The sequence below is a fragment of the Aliirhizobium wenxiniae genome (assembly GCF_019511445.1).
In the GTDB taxonomy this organism is placed as follows: Bacteria; Pseudomonadota; Alphaproteobacteria; order Rhizobiales; family Rhizobiaceae; genus Neorhizobium; species Neorhizobium wenxiniae_A.
On sequence record NZ_JAEUAN010000010.1, the window covers coordinates 138,622 to 159,174 of the forward strand.

At 58.1% G+C, this 20,553-nt stretch carries 20 protein-coding genes; 8 read left to right on the forward strand and 12 right to left on the reverse strand.

Annotated elements, in window-relative coordinates; translation table 11 throughout:
* Nucleotides 1–97: 97 nt before the first annotated feature.
* On the reverse strand, nt 98–1,063 hold the full coding sequence (locus JNB91_RS14205; protein ID WP_220326249.1) for an ABC transporter permease: 966 nt from the start codon (nt 1,061–1,063) through the stop codon (nt 98–100).
* Between the two features lie 91 nt (nt 1,064–1,154).
* Nucleotides 1,155–2,684: an ABC transporter substrate-binding protein gene (locus JNB91_RS14210; RefSeq protein ID WP_220326168.1), complete on the reverse strand. Its 1,530-nt coding sequence runs from the start codon at nt 2,682–2,684 to the stop codon at nt 1,155–1,157.
* A gap of 217 nt (nt 2,685–2,901) precedes the next feature.
* Here JNB91_RS14210 and JNB91_RS14215 point away from each other — a divergent pair, with 217 nt between their 5' ends.
* Nucleotides 2,902–4,134 carry a M24 family metallopeptidase gene (locus JNB91_RS14215; protein WP_220326169.1) on the forward strand — a complete coding sequence of 411 codons (1,233 nt, stop codon included), beginning with the start codon at nt 2,902–2,904 and terminating at the stop codon, nt 4,132–4,134.
* An 18-nt stretch (nt 4,135–4,152) separates the two neighbouring features.
* On the opposite strand, the gene kdgR is transcribed toward JNB91_RS14215, so the two are convergent.
* Nucleotides 4,153–4,941 (reverse strand): DNA-binding transcriptional regulator KdgR, encoded by a 789-nt coding sequence (gene kdgR, locus JNB91_RS14220; RefSeq protein WP_220326170.1) that lies wholly within the window; start codon nt 4,939–4,941, stop codon nt 4,153–4,155.
* 257 nt (nt 4,942–5,198) lie between these two features.
* On the opposite strand from kdgR, the gene bglB reads away from it, so the two are divergent.
* From bglB to JNB91_RS14240, 4 genes are all read left to right on the forward strand, one after another.
* The gene (gene bglB, locus JNB91_RS14225) at nt 5,199–6,317 is read left to right on the forward strand and encodes a beta-galactosidase BglB (protein WP_220326250.1); all 1,119 of its coding nucleotides are present in this window, start codon (nt 5,199–5,201) and stop codon (nt 6,315–6,317) included.
* Between the two features lie 62 nt (nt 6,318–6,379).
* Nucleotides 6,380–7,372: a TRAP transporter substrate-binding protein gene (locus JNB91_RS14230; RefSeq protein ID WP_220326171.1), complete on the forward strand. Its 993-nt coding sequence runs from the start codon at nt 6,380–6,382 to the stop codon at nt 7,370–7,372.
* A 47-nt stretch (nt 7,373–7,419) separates the two neighbouring features.
* Nucleotides 7,420–7,884, forward strand: coding sequence for a TRAP transporter small permease (locus tag JNB91_RS14235; protein WP_220326172.1), 465 nt, complete (start codon nt 7,420–7,422; stop codon nt 7,882–7,884).
* 1 nt (nt 7,885) lies between these two features.
* Nucleotides 7,886–9,184: a TRAP transporter large permease gene (locus tag JNB91_RS14240; RefSeq protein WP_220326173.1), complete on the forward strand. Its 1,299-nt coding sequence runs from the start codon at nt 7,886–7,888 to the stop codon at nt 9,182–9,184.
* Nucleotides 9,185–9,413: 229 nt separating this feature from the next.
* Here the strand turns inward: JNB91_RS14240 and JNB91_RS14245 are convergent, their stop codons facing one another.
* From JNB91_RS14245 to JNB91_RS14260, 4 genes are all read right to left on the reverse strand, one after another.
* Complete coding sequence (locus tag JNB91_RS14245) at nt 9,414–9,794, reverse strand: ribbon-helix-helix domain-containing protein (protein ID WP_220326174.1); 381 nt, start codon at nt 9,792–9,794, stop codon at nt 9,414–9,416.
* Nucleotides 9,795–9,889: 95 nt separating this feature from the next.
* Nucleotides 9,890–11,455 carry a GMC family oxidoreductase gene (locus JNB91_RS14250; RefSeq protein WP_220326175.1) on the reverse strand — a complete coding sequence of 522 codons (1,566 nt, stop codon included), beginning with the start codon at nt 11,453–11,455 and terminating at the stop codon, nt 9,890–9,892.
* On the reverse strand, nt 11,452–11,973 hold the full coding sequence (locus tag JNB91_RS14255; protein WP_220326176.1) for a hypothetical protein: 522 nt from the start codon (nt 11,971–11,973) through the stop codon (nt 11,452–11,454). The genes JNB91_RS14250 and JNB91_RS14255 overlap by 4 nt, the downstream gene beginning before the upstream one ends.
* A 38-nt stretch (nt 11,974–12,011) precedes the next feature.
* The gene (locus JNB91_RS14260) at nt 12,012–12,407 is read right to left on the reverse strand and encodes a VOC family protein (protein ID WP_220326177.1); all 396 of its coding nucleotides are present in this window, start codon (nt 12,405–12,407) and stop codon (nt 12,012–12,014) included.
* Nucleotides 12,408–12,562: 155 nt separating this feature from the next.
* On the opposite strand from JNB91_RS14260, the gene dld reads away from it, so the two are divergent.
* Nucleotides 12,563–14,311: a D-lactate dehydrogenase gene (gene dld / locus JNB91_RS14265; protein ID WP_220326178.1), complete on the forward strand. Its 1,749-nt coding sequence runs from the start codon at nt 12,563–12,565 to the stop codon at nt 14,309–14,311.
* Nucleotides 14,312–14,412: 101 nt separating this feature from the next.
* On the opposite strand, the gene JNB91_RS14270 is transcribed toward dld, so the two are convergent.
* The 5 genes from JNB91_RS14270 to JNB91_RS14290 form a co-directional block, all read right to left on the reverse strand.
* Nucleotides 14,413–14,646 carry a hypothetical protein gene (locus JNB91_RS14270; RefSeq protein WP_220326179.1) on the reverse strand — a complete coding sequence of 78 codons (234 nt, stop codon included), beginning with the start codon at nt 14,644–14,646 and terminating at the stop codon, nt 14,413–14,415.
* Nucleotides 14,600–14,776 (reverse strand): hypothetical protein, encoded by a 177-nt coding sequence (locus JNB91_RS14275; RefSeq protein WP_220326180.1) that lies wholly within the window; start codon nt 14,774–14,776, stop codon nt 14,600–14,602. Before JNB91_RS14275 ends, JNB91_RS14270 begins: the two co-directional genes overlap by 47 nt.
* 12 nt (nt 14,777–14,788) lie before the next feature.
* A complete protein-coding gene (locus JNB91_RS14280; protein ID WP_220326181.1) occupies nt 14,789–15,898 on the reverse strand; it encodes an O-antigen ligase family protein in 1,110 nt (369 codons plus the stop codon).
* Nucleotides 15,899–16,422: 524 nt separating this feature from the next.
* The gene (locus JNB91_RS14285; RefSeq protein WP_220326182.1) at nt 16,423–17,754 is read right to left on the reverse strand and encodes a class-II fumarase/aspartase family protein; all 1,332 of its coding nucleotides are present in this window, start codon (nt 17,752–17,754) and stop codon (nt 16,423–16,425) included.
* Between the two features lie 77 nt (nt 17,755–17,831).
* Nucleotides 17,832–18,803, reverse strand: a complete 972-nt coding sequence (locus JNB91_RS14290) for a Bug family tripartite tricarboxylate transporter substrate binding protein (RefSeq protein WP_220326183.1) — start codon at nt 18,801–18,803, stop codon at nt 17,832–17,834.
* A 151-nt stretch (nt 18,804–18,954) separates the two neighbouring features.
* On the opposite strand from JNB91_RS14290, the gene JNB91_RS14295 reads away from it, so the two are divergent.
* Both JNB91_RS14295 and JNB91_RS14300 read left to right on the forward strand, forming a co-directional pair.
* Complete coding sequence (locus JNB91_RS14295; protein WP_220326184.1) at nt 18,955–20,061, forward strand: GntR family transcriptional regulator; 1,107 nt, start codon at nt 18,955–18,957, stop codon at nt 20,059–20,061.
* A 26-nt stretch (nt 20,062–20,087) separates the two neighbouring features.
* Nucleotides 20,088–20,546: a tripartite tricarboxylate transporter TctB family protein gene (locus JNB91_RS14300; protein ID WP_220326185.1), complete on the forward strand. Its 459-nt coding sequence runs from the start codon at nt 20,088–20,090 to the stop codon at nt 20,544–20,546.
* Nucleotides 20,547–20,553: the final 7 nt, after the last annotated feature.

The following is a 20,553-nucleotide window of genomic DNA, read 5'->3' on the forward strand; positions in this document are numbered from 1 at the left end:
ATTGCGAGATGCAGGCCAACGATGATGGCACCGATCGTGAATGTCCAGGAACGGCGTTTTCGACCTTCCGATGACGCAATGATGGTGTTGGTATCGCTCATCGCGCCGCTCCTCCGCTACGGTCTCTCAGGCGCGGATCGATCAATCGCTGAGCCAGATCGGCGAAGAAGCCGACAAGGAGGACAAGCAGGGTGGAGACGAACAACACGCCTTGGACATTGGGATAGTCACGCTGTTCTATGCCAAGAAGCAGCATCGAGCCGAGACCGGGCAGTGAAAACACGCGTTCGACCACGACCGCACCGAGAAGGGTCGAGGCGAGCTCTATGCCGAGGATGGAGATGACTGGCACGGACGCGTTGCGGATACCATGGCGGATCAGTGCCCCGGTGAAGCTCGCGCCAAGTGCGCGGGCGGTCCGCAGGTAATCGCTGCCCAGCACATCCTGGGTGGCGGAGCGTACATAGCGGATCAGCGATGCAGACATGACGATGGCAATGGTGATGACAGGAAGGACAAGAGCGTCAAACGCTGCCTCGGGTCGCAGCCAACCACGTGGAGGGAAGCCGCCGGATGGGAACAGCCTGAGGTTGACTGCGAAGATTGTGACCAGAAGGATGCCGATCCAGAACACCGGCACTGCAATGCCGAACTGAGAGATCACCGATATCAGCGAGCCATACCAGCGGTTTGACTTGACCGCTGCAATGATGCCGAGCGGCAGTGCGATCGCAATCGCCAGAAGGAAGGCCATCAGCGTCAACGGTACAGTTACGGCCAGTCGCTTGCCGATCTCCGGCAGGACGGGCGTGTGGCTGACGAAGGACGTGCCGAGATCGAAGCGGGCGAGACTGGAGACGAAGCGAATGAATTGCTCGGAAAGCGGCAGGTCTGAGCCCACCTGGCGGCGTGCAGCCTCGATCTGTTCGGGGTCGGCGCCGACGGATACCAGCGCGTTGGCAGGATCACCCGGCAGCAGGCGCAAGAGAACGAACAGGACGGCCGCCGCGATTACGATGGAGACGAGCAGGATAGCCAGACGGCGTAAGAGATAGGAGAGAATGACCCGCGCCTTTCATGGGGAAAGCCGCCCGGAGAGCCGGGCGGCCAGCCTTGTAATGCTGATTGTCGATTGGCCGAGGGCAGGCCGAAGGTCAATCGGCCTTTTTGATGTGGCCCGCGAAAAACTGTGCGTTCAGGCCGTTGAGCGGGTAACCGGTGACGGATTTTGCCGCAACCACGATCTGCGGATAGAGATAGAGCCAGTTGCTCGCCGCATCTTCCGCGATAATCGTGTTGGCTTCCTTCAGCTTGGCCGTCTGCTCATCGGTGGTTGCGCTGGCTTCAGCCTGCTTGATCAGATCCACGACCTTTGGATTGTTGTAGCCCCAGTAGAAATCGGGATTGCCGTAAAAGACGATGTCGCGATGGTTCACATGTTCCTGCAGCGTCGCCTGGAAATCATGCGCCTTGTAGATCTTCGAATACCACTCGTTGGCGGTGATGACGTTGATGTTCACCTTCACGCCGATCTTGGCTAGTTCGGTCTGGAGGAACTGTGCAGCAATCGGGTGCGGGTCGTAGTTCGGCGTGTCGATGGTGAAGGAGAACCCATCCGGATAGCCGGCCTCGGCCAGAAGCGCCTTGGCCCTTTCGACGTCATAGGCGTCGGTCTTGGTCAGGTCGACAAACCATGGATCGGTCGGCGGTACCATGGATCCGATCAGCGTTCCGTAATCGCCCCAGACGGCTTTCAGCAGCTTGGCGTCGTCCACTGCCCGGGCCAGCGCCTTACGAACCTTGACATTGTCGAAGGGAGCGACCCGGTCGTTATAGGCAAGCAGCAGTTTGGTGGTGGATTGACCTTCGGCGACCGTGAAGTCTGCATTGTCCTTGAACTGCGCAAGCGAATCCGGGCTCTGCACGGAAGTGATGATATCGACGGATCCGGTCAGAAGGGCATTGTTGAGGGCCGTCGCTTCCGTGAAATACTGGAAGACGACGTCACCATTATCCGGCTTCTGGCCCCAGTAATCGTCAAACCGGGTCAGTGCCAGCGACGACCCGCGGCGCCAGTCCGCCAGCTCGTAAGGCCCTGTGCCGTCTTCAGTAGAAGTCAGGTTGGTCGCCGTATCGTTGATGATCCAGACATAGCTGAGATTGTAGGGAAGAGAGATGGAGCGGGACGAGAGCTTGATGACGACAGTTGCGTCATCCGGGGTCTCGATGCTGGCAATTGGCTTCAGGCTGTTCTTGCGCGAGCTTTTCGATTCTGCAGAGGTGACCCGTTCGATCGAGAATTTCACGTCCTTGGATGTCAGCGGATCGCCGGAATGGAATTTCACGTTCGGCTGCAGGGTGAATGTGTAGGTGAGGCCACCATCACTTACCTTGAAATCCTTGGCCAATACCGGCTCCACGGCGCCTGAATCAGCCAGACGGAAAAGTCCTTCATAGACGTTGTTGTTGAAGGCCTCGTTGATCCCTTGGCCGGCCCCTGCCGTATTGTCGAGGTTCTGCGGCTCGTAAAGCGAACCGATATTGATCGTGGCGTCCGCGTCGAAGTCGGCGGCCTGCGCAGATCCTGCCGCCAGGGCGGAAAGAAGGATCGCTGCAATGGCGCTGCGCGCACTCGTCTGTCTGTTCTTCAGGGGGGAGCCCGTACGGGTCGTCAAAATGCTCATCTTGAAACTCTCATTCACTGGCGGATCAGCGCCATCATTTATCGCCTGAAGCATAGCGTAGTATCCACTCATCGGAAGGGTGGCGAGGGCAAAAAGGCGCGGCCTGAAGGGAATGTGATGCTCCTGGATCGGTGCACCGGAGAAAATTGTTTCCGCGCTGGAACTTCGTCTTAAGTCCTACTAAGTCCTTCAGATAAATCAGGGATTGGAACAGGACATGAGCGATATCGACAGAAACCGTGCGGCCCGGCTGATGGATGAAGCCGGCATCGACGCGCTTGTACTCTTCCAGCCTGAGGCCTTTCGTTACGCGATCGGCGCACCGGCAGGCGTGGTGACAATGTGGGGGCGGGCCGGAGCTGCGGTTGCGCTCGTACCGGCCCATGCAAATGCAACGCTTGCAGCCATTGTCAGCGATCATGCCGCGTCGGCGGTGCGCAGCAAGGCATCCGATGTCGAGGTGCGAACCCATCGCATCTGGATCGATATGCTCGATGTGACGGGTGCCGAAACAGTGCAGCAGATCGGGGAGGCCTACCGCCGCGCGGGAACCGGAGGGCCGCGCCCGGAAACATTCGATCGGTCTGTAGTTTTCGATCTTCTCGACGATCTTTTGCGCGAACGCGGCCTGAACGAAGCGCGGCTGGGCGTCGATCTCGAATTCATGCCTGCCGCAGACTTCGAAGCATTGAAAGGCAGACTTCCGCAAGTCCGGTGGTCGGACGGCTCGACGGTCCTGCGACGGCTGCGGGCCGTGAAAAATCCGGCGGAGATAGAGCGGTTGCGCAAAGCGTCTCACGCGGCAGAGGCGGGTTTGGAAGCCATGGCGCAGGCGATCAGGCCGGGTGTGTTCCTGCCGGCACTCTCGGCGGCATGGAAAGCCGGTGCGCAGGCTGCTGCCGCCAAGGGAGGCTTCTCGCTGAGCGGGCATTGGGATTACATTTCGGTCGGCGCAGATCTTGCCGACATGGCGGCGGTTGTGGCTCCGGGCGATCTCATCAAGGCGGATGTCGGGACGCTCGTTAACGGATACTCTTCGGACGGGGCAAGAACCTATACATTCGGTCGTCCATCCGGGCTTGCTATGGATGTGTTCAAGGCGCTCGATACGGCGTTTCATGCGGGGCTGGAGCAGATCCGGCCTGGCAATGTCTTCGCCTCGGTCCATGCCGCTATGCTTCAATCGATGCGCAGGGATGGCTTTGCGGAATATTACCGCGGTCATTTCGGTCACGCAGTCGGCGGCAGCGTCGGCATTGAGGAATGGCCGTTCTTTTCCGCCGATAACCAGGAGCTCATCGAGCCGAACATGGTTGTGGCGTTGGAGGCCCCATTCTACGGTCAGGGGCTTGGAGCTTTGATGATCGAGGACCAGTTCCTTGTGACCGCCGGCGGGGCGGAATGCATGAACCGCTTGCCTCGCGGGCTGGTCGACGTATCGGGTATATGAGGCCGCAAAAGCGGCCGGTCAGCCGCTGAAGCCGAGGCTCTTCGAGGCCGTCTGACCGGCATCCAGAAGCATTCGAACATAGGTGGGTTTGCGCGCAGGATCGAAACGGAACAGCGGGAAGGAAATGCTGATCGCCGCGACCGATTTGCCCAGATGGTCGCGGATCGGCACTGCCATGCAGCGTACGCCCACCTCACTTTCCTCGAGTTCCTCCGAATAACCATCTTCGCGTATGCGGTTTAGTTGCTCGCGGAGTGTCGCTTCATCCGTAATCGTTTTGGGTGCCAGTTTCTCGAATGTCATCTTCGACAAGCGCTCGTCGATTTCCGTTTCATCGCGAAATGCCAAAAGTGCCTTGCCAAGCGAGGTGCTGTGCAGCGGGTTGCGCTTGCCGAGCGGCGAGTTCATCGACAGGCTATATATGCTGTCGTATTTATGAATGTAGGCTACGCGCTGTTCCCGATCATCCATGACACCAAGATTGATCGACTCGCCGGTCTCACGCGACAAAATGCCCATGGCGCGATCGGCAACCTGCAGCAACTGTGTCTGGCCGCGCAATGTGCGCGCACCCAGACCGAACAGTTTGAGGGTCAGCCGGTACTTTTCGGTTTCCTCTTCCTGCTCGGCATAGCCGAGATCAACCATGGTCTGAAGCAATCGGTGTGTGGTGGCCTTCGAGGTCATGGCTCGCTGGGCAATATCGCCAAGACTGGACCGACCTTCTTCCGCCAATGTTTCGAGCACCGAGAAGACTTTTAGAACCGCAGCGACATTATCGGATTTGTTGCGGGAGGGGTCGGACATATATGGCTCCAGAAAAAATAGAATTGCATTCTGGAAATATTGTCTATCGCTGTCAATCCGGGAACTCCCGGAATATGCTGCAAAAAGGCGAGAAAACACATAGTTCTTGCGGTTTGGAAGGTTTGGAATGATAAATTCCGAGCTCCCATTGCATTTCATTTTTTTGTATGTTTCCTGTCATTTCGGAATGGAACTGTGTTCCGATTTTATGTTCGGACAAGGAGGTCCGGCATTTCTGGAGGGAAATACCTTTGACTATGCATCCCCTTTTGCAGCAGAAAGAACGCTTCATCGCTCGTGACGAAGTCCGTGAGTTGATCGATCGTCTGACGAATAATTTGATCAATATTAAAGATGAGACGGGCGAATTCCTCCTCCGCCTTGAAGATGGCCGGGTCATCGACACCAAGGGCTGGGCAGGTTGGGAGTGGACCCACGGCATCGGTCTTTATGGGCTGTTCAAATATTACGAACTGACCGCAGACAAAAATGCGTTTGCAATCATCAATGACTGGTTCAAGGCGCGCCTCGCCGAAGGAACTCCGACCAAGAACATCAACACCGTCGCGCCTTTCCTGACGCTCGCCAATCTCTATGAGCACACGCGCGACCACACGTTCATCCCCTATCTGGAACGCTGGGCTGACTGGGTGATGTATGAGATGCCGCGTACCCGTGAAGGCGGCCTGCAGCACATCGTCTACAACAGCGTCAATGACCAGCAGATGTGGGATGATACGCTGATGATGAGCGTTCTGCCGCTCGCCAAGATCGGTATGCTGCTCAACCGTCCGGAATATGTCGAGGAAGCCAAATACCAGTTCCTGCTGCACACGCAGTATCTGGCCGATCGCGAAACCGGCATCTGGTTCCACGGCTGGACCTTTGATGGCAACCACAACTTTGCCAAGGCCCTCTGGGCACGCGGCAATAGCTGGATCACCATTGCCATCCCGGAATTCATCGAGATCGTCGGCCTGAAGGAAGGCGATGCGCTGCGCCGCCACCTGATTTCCACGCTCGAGCGTCAGGCGCAGGCGCTTGCCGAGTTCCAGGACGAGTCAGGCCTGTGGCACACTCTCGTCAACGACAAGACCAGCTATCTGGAAGCATCGGCGACTGCCGGCTTTGCCTATGGTCTCTTGAAGGCGGCCCGCAAGCGCTACATCGGCGAACAGTATGCTGACATCGCGGATCGCGCCGTGCAGGGCATCATCAAAAACATCAATGCCGATGGCGAACTTCTTCAGGTGTCCTTCGGCACCGCCATGGGCTCTGACCTCGATTTTTACCGCAATATCAAATTGACCTCGATGCCATACGGCCAGGCCATGGCGATGCTTTGCCTGTCGGAATATCTGCGCAGTTACATTTGAGGTTGAAAGGCAAGCGATAACAATCGCTTGCCTATATTTACCGAGGAGAAAAGGGTAGGAAAATGAAGAAATTTGCTTTTGCCTTGGCTTTGGCCGCCAGCACCGTGATGTTCATGGGCGGGGCCGAGGCCGCTGATGTCAACTTGCGTTTTGCCTATGCAAGCAACGCGACGCCGACGAAAGAGGCCATGGCCAAGTTCGGCGAACTTGTCGAACAAAAGACCAATGGATCGATCACCGTTAGCTGGTTCCCAGACAGCCAGCTGGGCGGCGAACGCGAACTCGTTGAGATGGTTCAGGGCGGCCTTCTCGACATGACGAAAGTCTCCGGCGGGCTTCTGGAAAGCTTCTCGCCGGTCTATGGCGTGTTCTCGGTGCCTTATCTCTTCGATGGCCAGGAGCACTTTTACAAGGTGATGGACGATCCGGCTATTACCGGTCCGATCTTCAAAGCAACCGAAGCCCAGGGCATGGTCGGCCTGACCTATTACGATTCTGGCGCCCGCAGCTTCTACACGTCCAAGACGCCGATCGAGAAGGTGGCAGACCTGAAGGGCCTGAAGATCCGCGTTCTGCAGAGCCCGACCCTGATCCGGATGATCCAGCTTCTTGGGGCTGCTCCGATCGCCATGAGCCAGGACGAGGTTTATACCTCGCTGCAGCAGGGCGTTCTCGATGGTGCTGAAAACAACGAGTTCGCGCTGACGGTCGCCCGCCACGCCGAAGTCGCCAAATTCTACACGATCGACGTCCATTCCCGCATCCCGGATGTCATGCTGATCAGCAGCAGAACGCTTGAAAAGCTGACCCCGGAACAGCGTAAGGCCGTAGAAGAGGCCGCCAAGGAGTCGACCGAATTCCAGAAGGGCCTGTGGAATGCTGCTGTCGATGCAGCCCGCAAGGAATCTGCCGACAAGTTCGGGGTCAAGTTCATCACCCCGGATATCGCCGAATTCCAGAAGGCCGTACAGCCTATGTATGACGACCTGAAGAACAACAAGGTTCAGTACCCGGTCTTCGAACAGATCCGGGCGGCAAGCAGTCAGGCAAAATGATGCACACAATCCGTATCGTTCTCGATCGGGTCACAGGGGGGCTATGCATGGCCCTCCTGTCGGCAATGATCTTAGTCATCACATGGCAGGTGTTCAGCCGCTATGCACTCAACGATCCCAGCACGTTTTCTGAAGAATCGCTGCGCTTCCTGGTCATCTGGTTGTCGCTGATCGGTTCCGCCTATGTTGCCGGGCAGAACAAGCACATGTCGATGGATCTCCTCAAGGAGTTTCTGGGTGACAAGGCCAAGCAGTGGCTGCAGATCTTTATCCAGTTGGTCTTCATCGCCTTTGCGGTTGCAGTTCTGATCGTCGGCGGCATGCACGCGGTCACGATCGCATCGTCTCAATATACGGCTGTTCTGCAACTGCCGATGAGCCTGATCTATGCAGCGCTGCCGGTCAGCGGTGTCGTGACTGTGATCTACGCCGTGCTCAATCTTATCGATGCGGTTCGCGGCAACTACGTTCCTGAGCCGAGTGTCGATCCAAACAGTGTCATGGGAGAATGACATGGCCGCACAATCCAGTCTTATCCTTCTGACGGTCTTTCTTATTCTGGCCGGCATCGGGGTTCCGCTCGGCCTCAGCATTGCTGCTGCGGCAATTTCCGCCATCCTGCTTGTTGCTCCGTTCGATATGGCGCTGTTCACCACGGCGCAGAAGATGGCGGCAAGCCTGGACAGCTTCTCGCTGTTGGCCGTGCCGTTCTTCGTGCTTTCCGGCGTGATCATGAACAGCGGCGGCATCGCAGTCCGATTGGTGAATTTCGCCAAGCTGATCGCAGGTCGCATGCCTGGTTCCCTGACCCAGACGAATATCGCCGGCAACATGCTGTTCGGCTGCATTTCCGGTTCAGCTATTGCTGCCTCCACCGCCATCGGCGGCGTCATGATCCCCCTGCAGGCGCAGGAAAAGTATGATCGCAACTTCGCGGCTGCAGCTAATATCGCATCGGCGCCGACCGGCATGCTGATCCCGCCGACGACGGCCTTCATCATCTATGCGCTTGTCAGTGGTGGTACCTCGATCGGCGCTCTGTTCCTTGGCGGTGCCGTTGCTGGCTCGCTCTGGGGCATCGGCTTGATGGCGCTGACCTACGTTATCGCCAAGAAGAAAGGTTATGGCGCGGCTGAGCGCTACAATTTCTCCCAGGCGGTGAAGATTACCATCGAGGCCCTGCCGAGCCTGTTCCTGATCGCACTCATCATTGGCGGCATCACGCTCGGCATCTTTACTGCAGTTGAGGCGTCAGGCATTGCGGTCGTCTATACGATGCTGCTCGCGTTCGTTGTCCATCGCACCGTTCCGTTCAGCCGTTTTCCGGCCTTCCTCTTGGAAACGGCGACGATGACCGGCGCGATCATGCTCCTCCTGTCATCCTCGGCGGCGCTTTCCTTCGCCATGGCCTTTACCGGCCTGCCGGCTGCAATCTCAAGCCTGATCCTCGGAATTTCGTCCGATCCGATCGTGGTTCTTTTGGTCATCAACCTGCTGCTGCTGGTTGTCGGCTGCTTCATGGATATTGGACCGGCAATTCTGATCTTCACGCCGATCCTTCTGCCGATCGCCATGAAGGTCGGCATGGACCCGGTCCACTTCGGTGTCGTCCTGGTCTATAACCTTGCAATCGGAACGATCACGCCGCCGGTTGGCTCCGGCCTTTATGTCGGTGCAAGTATCGGCAAGGTCAGGGTCGAGCATGCGGTGAGAGCCCTATTGCCTTTCTACGCAGTGATCTTCGCAATTCTGATGCTTGTCACCTACGTACCGGAACTGACTTTGTTCCTGCCACGCTACTTCGGCCTGTAACCGAATTGATGGGCACGAGATCATTTACTCGTGCCCGTCACAGCCCTTAATTTTATTTCGAACGTACCTAAAGACTTTTCCTCAAATTGGTATCCGAACTACGGGCTTGGTAATTTCCGTTGATTTTAACGTCCTGCGGACCGGATGCTTCTGATAGGCCTCTCTTGGAGGTCCAACGCAGGCAGCGGAAATCTGCTCATGGAACGGTTTTGCTAAGGGGCGGGGAGGCTCAGTGCTGGCGCGCCGTAGGCGCTTTCCGTGCCGGTGTTTCAGCGCGCAGCTTCGTCTCCATCGTCAGGATTTCGTCCGTCGTCAGCAGGTCGTTGCGGCCATTCGGCAGCAGCCCCTTGAGCTGCAGATCGATGTAGCGCAGGCAGCAGACCCTCAGAAACGAGGTGAAATTGCCGAGATCATGCCCTTCATCGATCGACTCGTTATAGAGTTGATGCAGAAGCTGCGGCACGTTCATGTCGTCACGCACGGCGATCTGGTCGAGCACAGTCCAGAACATGTTTTCCAGACGCACGCTGGTCACCATTCCGTCCATGCGCAGCGAACGCGTCTGGCTCTCCCAAAGATGCGAATTCGCACCGATAAACAGTCTGCACACGGCTCTCTCCTCCATAGCCTATGCTCCTTCTCGCTACGATAGGACATGCGAGATGCGAGGAAAAGGGCCGCGATAGTCCGCGACCCCTATGGTTTTCAGATATTGCCGGCCTTCAGTTCCCGGGCGAGATGTTCGGCCTGACGGATGGCGAGTGCGACGATCGTCAGCGTCGGATTGGCCGCTGCGCCCGTCGTCATCACCGAACCGTCAGAAATGAACAGGTTCGGCACGTCATGGGCGCGGCCCCATTTGTCGACGACACCATCCTCTGCCCTGGCGCTCATGCGGCAGGTGCCGAGATTGTGGGTCGAGGGGTATGGTGGGGTCCGGTGGCTGTCGATGGCGCCTACCGCCTTGTAGAGCGCCTGGGCATGCTCATAGGCGTAATTGCGCATGGCGACGTCATTGGCATGATCATCGAAATGCACGTTCGGTGCTGCAAGGCCCCATTTGTCGCGCACGGTTTCCGACAATGTCACGCGGTTGGTCGCCTGCGGCATGTCCTCACCGACGATCCACATGCCGGCGGTATTGGCATAGGCCTCCATGATCTCGGCGAATTCCGGCCCCCATGCGCCGGGGTCGGCGAAGGCGGCGAGGAAGGACGGGCCGAGCGACAGTGTCTCCATGTAATAGCCGCCCACGAAACCGCGTTCCGGCTTGTTGGCCGCCTCATCCGCGATGATACCCGCCATGGTCTCGCCGCGATACATGTGGACCGGCTTGTCGAAGCGGGCATAGACCGAGCCGGTCATGTGCCGCATGTAGTTGCGGCCGACCTGATCGGAACTGTTGGCAAGGCCTTTCGGAAAGCGGTTGCTTTCGCTCAGGAGAAGCAGACGCGGCGTCTCGATGGAATTGCCGGCAACGCAGACGATGCGGGCCGCTTGTTGATGCAGATTGCCGTCCTTGTCGGCATAGACGACGGCGTCGACCTTGCCGGAGGCATCGTGGGTGATGCGCACGACGTGGCTTTCAGGACGCAGGTCGAGAAGGCCAGTCTCCAAGGCGCGCGGAATTTCGCGAACAAGCGTGCTCCATTTCGACTTGTTCTTGTCGCCCTGGAAGTTGAACCCGTCCTGGATCGATGCCGGACGGCCGTCATAAGGCTCGGCATTGGTGGCGTAGGGGCCGGTTGCATAGAGCTTGTAGCCGACGCGTTCTGCGCCATTGGCGAAGACCTTGTAATTGTTATTTGCTGGCAAGGCCGGCCTTCCATGCCGATGGGTGGAGCCCATCGCCATCTCTGCCTTGTCGTAATAGGGCGCCATTTCCTCCAGCGTGATCGGCCAGTCGAGAAGCGTCGCACCGGCGATATCGCCATAGGTGGTGCGGGCCTTGAATTCGTAGTCCTTGAACCGCGGTGTGGCGCCTGACCAATGGGTGGTCGTGCCGCCAACGGCCTTGACGATCCAGGCCGGCAGGGTCGGAAAGTCGGTTGCAACCCGCCAGGAGCCGCTCGTCGTGCGCGGATCGAGCCATGCCATCTGCTGGAAGGCTTCCCACTCGTTGTTGCGATAGTCCTCGTTTTTCAGGAACGGTCCGGCCTCCAGCACCACGCAGGGGATACCGGCCTTCGTCAGTTCGTAGGCGAGCGTTCCGCCGCCCGCACCTGAACCGATGATGACAACCGCCTTCTCGTCGTTGGGGATCTGTTTCATTGGCCCGCTCCCGCATATTCCTCGATACGCGGCTCAGGCAGCCAGTCGAGATCGTTGAACCCGCGCTTGATATAGCCGCCCTTTTCAAAACTCGGGCCTTCGTAGCCGAGCGCTGCCCACACTTCCGGGTCGTCATAGAGCGTGGTGACAGTCGTGCCCTTCACCAGCTTGAAGAACGGGGTCGTCTCGATCTTCTTCAGGCTTGCATAGGCAGCCTTATCGTCGAGCTTCATGAAGCCGCTTTCCTGCAACTCCCGCAGGCTCGTGAGGAAGGCGATCGTTTCGGCAGGTGTCTTTCCTGCCGCCCTGAAGACCGCATCGGCGGTCCGCTCATAGGGAGCGTCGGCAAACTTCTTATGGGGAAACATCACCCTGATCATGCGTACCAGGGTCTTTTTGGCGTCGCTGTCTCCTCCCAGATCCAGCGGCAGTTTGGCAAATGCAATCTTTGCGAAAGTCGACGCCATAAGCGTCGCGGTTGCGCTGCCGATGAGCAGTCTTCGTTTTGTCGTCTCCATTCTTTCCTCCCTAATGGATGCGGCATTTCAATAGATGTTCAGAGATAGCGCCCCTGTTTCTGGATGACTTCGATCTGGTAGCCGTCCGGATCCTGTACGAAGAAGAACCGGGCGATCGGAACATCGCCATTCTTGAAATCCACCAGCTTGCGTGGCGAAAAACCGGCCTGTTCGAAACGCGCGTGTTCCGCGTCCAGATCATCGACGACGAAGGCGGCATGGCCGTAGCCATTGCCCAGCTCATAAGGTTCGGAGCGATCCTTGTTGATGGTGAGTTCGAGCTCGAACGTGTTTTCTGAGTTCGAAAGGTAGATGAGCGTGAATGTCTCGAAATCCAGCCGATCTGCGACCTTGAGGCCGAAGGCACGCGCATAGAAATCGACTGACCGGGCCTCATCCAGAACCCGTATCATGCTGTGAACGAACTTTGCCATTCTCCTCCCTCATTCCGTTTCCTCGTGTTGAACTATAGGGACGGAAAAACAGCGCGGGTATTATTTGGATACTACCTGCACGATTTTGCTACAGATTAGTATCGCGATGCAAAGGCGTTACCTTGACAGGGAATGACGCGGAAAGAGGAGGGATCATGAGACGAGAGGAACTGATTGCTGAAGTGAAGGCTATCGTCGGAGCGTCACATTGCCTTGTCGATACGCGGCAGACCGAAAGGTTCAGGAAGGGGTTTCGTGCCGGTGAAGGGGAGGCGGCAATGGTCGTCATTCCCGCAAATCTGGTCGAGATGTGGGCCGTTCTGAAGCTTGTGATCGCGGCGGATCGCATCGTCATCATGCAGGCGGCCAATACCGGGCTGACTGGCGGCTCTACGCCTTATGGCAGCTATGATCGCGAAGTGGTCATCATCAGCACCCTCAGGCTCGATCGGATCCATATTATCGATGATGGCCGACAGATCGTTTCGCAGCCGGGAGGCACGCTGTTCAATCTGGAGGCGCTTCTCAAGCCTCTCGGACGCCAGCCGCATTCCGTCATCGGCTCGTCGTGCATCGGTGCATCGATCGTTGGCGGCGTGTGCAACAATTCCGGCGGCGCTCTGGTGCGGCATGGGCCGGTCTATACCGAGCTTTCGCTTTATGCTGAAAGGACAGCTTCCGGCGAGTTGCGCCTCGTCAATCATCTCGGGATCGATCTTGGCGAAACACCCGAAGACATCCTCGGGCGGCTTGATCGCGGCGACATTGATACTTCATCCGTACGGCACGGTGCCGGGCGGGCTTCTGACGACGGTTATGCGCAGCGCGTGCGGGAGGTCGACGCCGCCACTCCGGCACGGTTCAACGCCGATCCTCGCGGGCTGTTCGAAACATCCGGCTCTGCGGGCAAGGTCGCCGTTTTCGCCGTCCGCCTCGATACATTTCCGGTCGTTGCGGATCCGAGGGTTTTCTATATCGGCACCAATGATACAGCCGCGCTTGCCACACTGCGCCGGCGGTTGCTGACCGGGCTGTCCGAACTGCCGATCAGCGGTGAGTACCTGCATCGCGACTGCTTCGATATCGCGCATCGCTACGGCAAGGATGTGCTGCTGATGATCCACTGGTTGGGCACGGCCCGGCTGCCGCTGTTCTTTGCCGCTAAAGGCTCGATAGATGCATGGTTGAACAATCGCCGCTTCCTGCCGAGGAACCTGACGGACAAGGTTCTGCAGACGGTTGCCAACCTCTTGCCGGAAGCCCTGCCGAAACGCATGCTCGATTTCAGGCGGCGGTTCGAGCATCATCTCATCCTCAATGTTCCAGGCGCGATTGCACGGGAGACCCAGGCGCTCCTCAGTGAAACCGTCGGGGTCGACGGATGGTTTGCATGTGACCCTGACGAAGCAAAAAAGGCGATGCTTCATCGCTTCGCTGCGGCTGGCGCTGCAGTTCGCTATGGCGCCGTGAAGCCGGGCGAGGTGGAGGATATCCTTGCGCTGGATATTGCGCTTCGCCGCGACGACCGGGACTGGTTCGAAAAGCTGCCGCCGGATGTCGAGGCGCAGATCGACCGAAAACTTTATTACGGTCACTTCCTCTGCCATGTCCTGCATCAGGATTATGCCTTGAAAAAGGGCGCGGACGTTGCATCAATCAAGGCACGAATGCTGGAAATTCTGGACGAGCGCGGGGCCGAATACCCGGCCGAGCACAATGTCGGCCACATATATCGTGCGAAGCCGTCCCTCGCGCAGCACTATCGGTCACTCGATCCGACCAACAGCTTCAATCCGGGTGTCGGCAAGACATCGCGTGAGCGACATTATGGTGGCGCATGCGATTGCGACAATGCGCGTCCAAGAAAGGCGGAGGAGGTGATTGACGTTGTTGCAAACGACTAAGGACCGAATGGTGTCCCCGTCCAACAACTATTTCCGCACCGCTAGCTGGAATGATTGCACTGGAGGGTGCGGATTACGCAAGCCTGTCCGAACGGCAGCGTTCAGAGACGGTCTTTCTGCTCAGTCAGCATACGGCCATGCGGGCCGCCCTCGTGGTCTTCGAACTGATATTCCTGGCCAAACGGAGGTGGCCGAATGGGAAGGCAAGTGACTAGGACGTCACGCATGTGGCGAATACGCTCGACCTCCTGGGTATTGAGTATCTTTCCGATCGTATAGTGACGGAACTCAGCGGCGGCCAGCAGCAGCTTGTTGCGCTTTGCCGACCACTTCACGCCGGTCAGCAGGGCACGCGTTGTCGCGGACGGTCATCCCGAAATCGTCGTACGCAATGAAGCAACCGGAAACGCTTATGGGGTCAAAATTGAAATTGAGCGGAATGTGAAAGGCAATCTGTTCGTCCATGCGGCACTGGGCTCATGTTCTCGTCGGCTGCGTCGAATGTGGCAGCATCGGCTCCGCATAAGCCTGGAGCCTTAATCCGAAAAGTGCGATCAGCATCATGAACCACATCTGTTCGCCGCTCAGGAACGCGCTTTCGAGGCATCCGAGGAACGCTGAAAACAGCCAGCAGCGGATAAAGAGTCGTGTCAGCGCCGGTTCGGTTTTCCGTTTGATGGCGATACTGGCGTGATGGCAAGGCAGGATCACCATCCAGAACACCATGAGCGCCAACAAGGGCCAGCCGCCATGGAGCAGAAGTTCTAGATACCCGTTATGGGCACTTGTAGCGTCCACCGCCCAGTTGCTCATGGAAGCCTCACCGCCATATACGGCACTGGTGCGCCAGAACGATTGGAATCCATAACCCGTCACGGGACTGTTGGATATCGCCGATAGCGCGATCCGCCATATCGCCGCACGATCGGTAAACGTCGGATCGACACCATACGATTTCAGCAGCGCCTGCATCGACGGCGAGACTGCGGCCGAGATCAGGATATAGTTCATCAAACCGAGTGCGCCGCCGACGACGAGAAGGCGGAAAGGGCCAGCGCGTTCGAAGAACCAGGTCGCGACCAGGATTGTCGGCAGCATGGCCGCGGCCGTTTTCCCTCCGGTCTTCCAGAGGAAGAAGGCTGCCAGCGCGATAATAAGCCAGCCGAGCCCGACCGAGTGGCGTGCCCGGATGAAAAGCCCCAGGAACACGCAATAGACCATTGCAGCAGCAGCGGTGTTCTTGTGAAGGAAATAACCACGCCAATCGCCGGCAAGGCCGACTTCGACGGCATCACTCGCCTGATGAACAGCGCGCTGCGGTAAAGCCAGGACCCCCAGATAGCAGAGAGCAAGTATCAACAGCAGGCAAATACCCATCAGTTTTGCAAAATGCACACCGGTGCGCGGCAATAGCAGAATTCCGCAGGCGCATATGCAGATCAGCATGGCATAGGCCGCGCGGCGCAGCACAAACATCGGATCAGGCGCGGCTAGGCCGGTGATCACCAACCAGAGGAAGATAATGAGCAGGAAACCCAGGAATTTGACGGTCAGTCGAACAGCAGGATTAAACGCCAGCATCGCCATCACGGATAGCGAGATGGTGAGCATCACGAACTGATTAAGGGTGTTTGAGCTGTTGAACGGCAGAGATATTGTCGATTCGGCAAGGCTCGAGAAAGGCGAAGGCCCGATCCAGAAATAAAGGATGATGACGACAAAAAGGACAGACGATACCATACTCCCAACGGCGACCTGATGGCTGTCAGAATTGTCGTTCGAGATGTAGCGCTCAGAACTCATAATGTTTGCAAGATCCGTGCTGGTTCTGCCAAAGGCTCAAACGTATGTGTTGCTTTGAGTCGTTGCAAAGCAAACCTTTAATTATCCATAATTGCCGCCTTCATGCCAATACGAATAATCTTGTCCATGGGCGGCCCCTTCGATTGAGATCTTAACAGCTCATTCTGGCACATTTCGATGCCGTTCAGGGGCCGTCCACTCCAACATCAAGGGCAAAGCGACAAAGTTGGCTGACACACTCGACAATTTATTCGCTAACACCGAATTGGCGTGACGAGACACAAAGGCGCGCGAACAGGTCGCTCCCCTTATTCTCCCCCGCGTTCGGCAAGCCTAGCCACGAGATCCGCTGAGCAACCCGTGTAGCCCGCCGTGTCCAGCGTCACCATGTCATAGCTCGCCATTTCTGGGTGCTCTGCGATCGCTTTCGTGAAGGGCACGCCCTCCATGACCGAACGCTGGGCTGCCTCGTAAAGCATGTGATGCGCCTTGTGACGGCCGAGACGGTCGGAAAGCTGCATCATGGCCGCTTCCGAGACAATCAAGCCGTTGGTGATCTCGACATTGCGTTTCATCGCGTCGGCATGCACCACGAGGCCGGTGACAAGACGCGCGAGGGTGGAGGCGACCGAGGCGCCGAGAATGGCGATTTCGGGAACGGCGACATCGGCAACATTGGTGGCGGACGAATCCCCTTCATCCATGCGCACCATCGAGCCCAGCATCAGCGGCAGGCGCGCGGACAGGAGGCGGCAGAGGCTGATCAGCAGAAGTGCGGTCGAGGGATTGCGCTTCTGGGCCATGGTCGAGCTGCCGACCTTGCCCATATGGAAAGCCTCTTCGACTTCGCCGATTTCGGTACGCTGCATGAAGACAACGTCCTGGGCGATTTTTTCAGCCGTTCCGGCGAGCAATGCCAAGGCAGAGAAATAGTCGGTGGCGCGATCGAAGGATGAGCGCATCGGCAGAATTGCCGGCTCAAGTCCGAGGATTTCGGCCATTTTTGCCTCGACCGCCGGCCCCTTGTCTCCCATTGCCGCAAAGGTTCCGATGGCGCCGCCGAGGCAGGCAACGAAGGACGGCACGATGCGATCTTGCAACCTTGCGCGATCGCGGCGGACCTCTTCCAGCCAGCCCGTCACCTTGAAACCGAAGGTCATCGGCAGGGCGTGCTGTCCGTGAGTGCGCCCGGCCTGAAGCGTATCGCGGTGGGCGACCGCTAGTTCCGACAGCGATGTTTCCGCAATCGCGAGGCTGGAATCGATGAGCTTCTGGGTGCGGCGCATCTGCAATGCCACGCCGGTATCAAAAATATTCTGTGTCGTTGCCCCCCAATGGATATAGCCGGCTGCCGGTTCGCCGGCGAACTCCTCCATCTGGCGCAGGACGGGCACGAACGGATGCTGGGCGTGGGCGATATCGCGGCTGAGGCGCTCGGTATCGAAGCGCTCATGCCGGCTTGCTTGCGTAATCGCCGGCACGACATCGGCCGGGATGACGCCGAGCTGGCCCTGAGCCTGTGCGAGTGCGGCCTCGACATCCAGCCAGGCTTGCAGGGTCTGCAGGTCGCTCCAGATTTCCTTCGCCTCTGTGCTGAACCAATGGCGGGTGATGAAGGAGTCGAACATTCCTGCAGTCATGGCAAATCCGGATCTTTATCAATCAATGAAATGAAAAGGCGCTCCGGATTACCGGAGCGCCATGTGCATCAGGCGCGTTATTCCGCGGAGATCGAGGATTCCTCAACGATCTTCTTATAGGTATTCGCCTGTTCGTCGATGAAACCGGTGAACTCGCCGACCGGCATCGGGGCGGCGGCAAATCCTGCATCGGCAAGGCGCTTCTTGACGTCATCCTGAGCCAGCGATTGCGCGATCGCATCGCTGATCTTCTTGGCAGCAGCCTCATCGGTGCCGGCCTTGACGAACAATCCCTGCCAGAGCGGCAGCGCCAGGCCGTTGAAGCCTTCGATCTCGCCGAGAGCCGGCACGTCAGGCAGGGCCGCAGCACGCTCGGCACTGGTGACGGCCAGAATGCGGATCTTGTTTTCCTTGGCGAAAGGAAGTGCCGTCGACGTCGTCAGCACCGCGGAATTGAGAATGCCGGCGAGAAGATCATTCGAAACCTGGGTGCCGCCACGATAGGGCGCATGCAGCAGCTTTACGCCAGCGCGGTGGCCAATCATTTCTCCGACGAAATGCTGGGCGGATCCGATACCCGGCGAACCGAAGGTTACGGTTTCCGGCTGTTCCTTGGCGGCGGCGACGAGTTCTGCAAGCGTCTTGTAAGGCGATTCCGCCGGTACGGCGATTGCCATCGAGGTCAAGGCGGTGCGACCGACCGGAAGTGTCATTTCCTTCCAGTCGATGCCGACCGACTTGTTGACCATCGGCACGGCAACCGTGTCGAAGCCGCCGTAATAGAGCGTCGAGCCGTCGGCCTTGCCGTTGATCAGCTTTTGCAGGGCGATCATGCCGCTGGCGCCGGTTGCGTTTTCCACGACGACGGAACGGCCAAGACGTTTGGTCAGTTCAGGCGCCATGACGCGTGCCGCATAATCGGCACTGCCGCCGGCCGAGTAGCCAACCAGCAGCGTCATCGGACCGCTATCCTGTGCGGATACCGCAATCGGCGATGTGGCGAACGCAAGCGAAGTTACCGCCGCGGCGATGAAAGAACGTCTGAACATTTTTCCTCCTGACCAGATACAATACATATTGTATCGAAAAGATAAGTCATGTAGACAGCTGTTATACCCCGAATAACAGAGTTTCAAGCCGAATTGCGAAAAATCAGATTCCGCTTGATGTATCATATTGTATTGTATTAAGGAGGCATTCATGTCCGAGTCTAGCCGACTTCAATCCTATTTGCGGTCCGTCGCCCTGACGGCGACGCCGGGAGAGCGCCTGCCCACCGTGCGGCAGTTGATGCGCGATTTCTCGTTGAGCCAGCAGAATGTCGAACGCGCATTAAAGGCGTTGAAGGATGAGGGGCTTGTTGCCGCGCATGTCGGTCGCGGCACGTTTTTCACAGGCACGAATATCGAGCCGGTTTCCGCACCGCGCGGTGCAGCCGGCGTGGAAAAGGCTCAACGCAGCGTCATCCTTTTGCGGCGCTCATCCAACAATCTTCGCGGACGTTTCGTTCTGGAAGAGCTGCAGCGGCGGCTTTCCGATGCCGGCCACGTGACGCTTGAAGTCGGCTATTCCGATCCGGAACATGCGAAGCAGGTGCTGCAGACCCTGCCGCGCTTCGATGCCTGCATCGTGCAGAACTCGTTCGATACGATGCCGGTGGACATGATCGCCGCGATCCGCCGCAAGACCGAGACGATCATCGTCGACGGCGCCTGGCTGGTTGGTACCGATATCGACGCGGTCGGGTTCGAGTGGGGACAGTCGGTCGAGACCGCGGTTCAGCGCCTGACCTCGACAGGGCATGACAAGATCCACTTTCTAACCACTTCCAGCTTCTTTCTGGCCAATGAAATGGGCCTTCATCGCTGGCGCAATCTGCGTGAACGCCCGGATCTGGCAAACATCCTGCAGCCGGAAATCCGCGTCGCAACACTGCCGCCCAAGGACTACGAGCATATTGCGGTCAGCGCGGCCCTGCAGGATCTCAAGGATGGGCCGAAAACCGGCCGGCATGCGCTGATCATCTGGGGTGTCGATGACGGCGCCAAGTTCAGGTCGCTCATGGAACAGGCAGGGTTCGCCATTCCGACGGACGTGTCAGTCATCCTTCTCGGTCGCACCGATCTTGCGCCGGAAGCCGGCGGTTTCTTTCACGTGATCGGCTATAGCGCCGCAGATCAGGTCGATGGCGTCTATCGCCGTCTCATCGAGCGCTGGCAGAAGCCGCAGGAGCCTTTCGGGCTCAGGCTTCTGCCGATGACAGAACATCCCGGCCCCTCTCTCGGCGGGCAGGTCTCTACAAAATAACCTTCACACCAGGGAGGAAGGTAAGCATGACGCGGATACGCGGACAAAAGGATCTCGGCATCGGGGTGATCTATCTCGCCCTTGGCCTTGCCGGTTTCATCATTGCCAGGGACTATTCCTTCGGCACGTCGGGGCGCATGGGCCCCGGATATTTTCCGACCATTATCTCCGGTCTACTGATCCTTTTCGGCATCATCGCCATGCTGCGCGGTATTCTGCGCGAGGGCCAGCCGATCGGCCGGATAAACTGGAAGGGAATGGCGCTGATCACCCTGTCGGTCTGCGCCTTCGGCTATCTTCTGGAGACGGCGGGCGTGATCGTCGCGCTCTCGGCGCTGATCCTCATTTCTGCTGCGGCCAGCGAGAGGTTCCGCTTCGAATTGCGCGCAGCACTCGGCCTCGTCGCCTTCATCATCTTCTGCGCCGTTATCTTCATCGAGGGCCTTGGCGTCCCCATGCCGCTCATCGGCGAATGGTTCAAGTGAGGCGCAA